The organism is Lacinutrix algicola (genome assembly GCF_001418085.1).
GTDB lineage: Bacteria > Bacteroidota > Bacteroidia > Flavobacteriales > Flavobacteriaceae > Lacinutrix > Lacinutrix algicola.
On record NZ_LIQH01000007.1, the window covers coordinates 1 to 1,862 of the forward strand.

General features: G+C 27.0%; 3 protein-coding genes. All 3 read right to left on the minus strand.

The features are described from left to right. The coding region (locus tag ASC41_RS16550; RefSeq protein WP_152971385.1) for a glycogen/starch synthase at window positions 1-117 on the minus strand (117 nt) is incomplete at its 3' end. Between the two features lie 427 nt (window positions 118-544). Further along, the gene (locus tag ASC41_RS00090) at window positions 545-757 is read right to left on the minus strand and encodes a hypothetical protein (protein ID WP_055434616.1); all 213 of its coding nucleotides are present in this window, start codon (window positions 755-757) and stop codon (window positions 545-547) included. 12 nt (window positions 758-769) lie between these two features. Next, window positions 770-1,798: a DUF2157 domain-containing protein gene (locus ASC41_RS00095; RefSeq protein ID WP_241489611.1), complete on the minus strand. Its 1,029-nt coding sequence runs from the start codon at window positions 1,796-1,798 to the stop codon at window positions 770-772. Window positions 1,799-1,862: the final 64 nt, after the last annotated feature.

The following is a 1,862-nucleotide window of genomic DNA, read 5'->3' on the forward strand; positions in this document are numbered from 1 at the left end:
AACACTAGATTCTTCACCTAACATGTTTTGATATTTAGGAAGTGCTCCTACAACATCTGCAAGGCCACCAACTTTTGCTACTGGATAACATTCTGCACTAATGTGTATTATTTTCATGTAATTATTTTTAGCAGTTTCTAAAGTACTAATTTGTTTTGACTCTTTTTAATTGTACTAGTATTTTTATTGAAATATTAGCAATCAGTTATATGACTATATTTTATGTATTAAAATCAGCAATAAAATGAATATGTGACAAGTTCTTTTTATATCTTAATTTAAGATTAAAGATTTATTTAGTAACATGAATTTTAATTCTGATAGTTTGTAATAACTGTTGTGTAAAGACAATAATGTATTTGTAATTACGGGTTAGGATACTAACTTTTTGCCATGGAGATTTATAGTTTTGATTGTTAATTATTGAGTAGTAACTCTTTGTTTTGTTTTTGTTTCTCAAGGTTTTTGGGGTGTACTTGTCTGGTATTCAGTATTTTTATTTCGCTCTTTCCTTTTGTGAAACTTTTTGTTTAAAATTTGTATGCTACTTAAATATACTTATATTTGGTAAACCAATTTGGTAAACCAATTTTTTATGCTTAATCATTTTATAATGTAGTACATTGAATTGAGTTCTAAACTTATATGCTTTTCCGTTATTTAAAACAGCTTCTTGTCCAAAAATCATTTGCATTGGAACAAATAGCTGTGCTATTACAACAAGTATAAATAGTGTGAATATGTATTTTAATTTCATCTTCTTAATGTGTTATTTTAATATTTTAGTTTCTTTAGACTTCTGCTTTTTTAGCATTATATAATTGGTTGTAAAAAAACCAATCCCTACAATTACAAATAGCAAACCTCTAATAACAAAACTCATGTTAGTATCGAAAAAACGACAAAATATTAAAGCGGTAATAATTACTAGTCCGTAATTTAAAACACCAAAATGCATTTTATCTACTCCTATTTTTATTGCATTTATACCTAAAACTAATAACAATATATTGGTAATTATTGTAGGAGAAATGTCGTTTTGTAAGCCTATAAAAAACAAAATCGTCATTATTATAAATATGTAATGGAAAAGGTTAAATTTTTCTGCTTGTTTTTTCAGAAATAAATAAATTAAAACACCAAAAGCAACTACAAATAATACAATAACCAAGGTTATTTCTTTTCCTGAGAAAGAAGAGATACGAAATACATCTTCCCAAACCCAACGAAAACTTGCTATCAATAATAAAACAACGGTTCCAAAAGAGCCTAGAACTAAATATCCCTTTTGTCTTAATTTTAAATTATTGAACACTGGGAGTTTTCCTAAATTATAAAACAAACCGAATAGAATAATATAAGACAAGAAAATAAGCTCATCGAATTTTGTTATAAATGCACCTAAAGTAATAATAAGACTTATTGGTAATAACCAATTAAAAATTGATGTAATATTTGCTTTAGGCTTACTTTTAATTAGAGTTATATAATACGGAAGTAGTAATAAAAGTAATACTAAAAATAACCAAGGCGCTTTACTTCCATTAGCATAACCATAATTACACGCATAAACAGTTGCGTAAACAAGATGTAATAATGCAAGTGCATGAGATTTTAAAAGGTAGATTAATGGTGTACAAAGTAAAATCCAAACCAACATATAATTAGTAAAACTTCCTGGAATATTATAAATCTGACTTACCATTGCAATAGAAGCACCAACTGCAAAAAACAGAAATACTCCAGAAGCTTCATTCCATGTTTGGCTTTTTTCTTTAAAATTGAAAAACCAACCAATACCTGTCCTATTATTAACGGCGCAAAAGCAAAGAGTGTTTTAATTGTCTTAGAGAAATTATCCC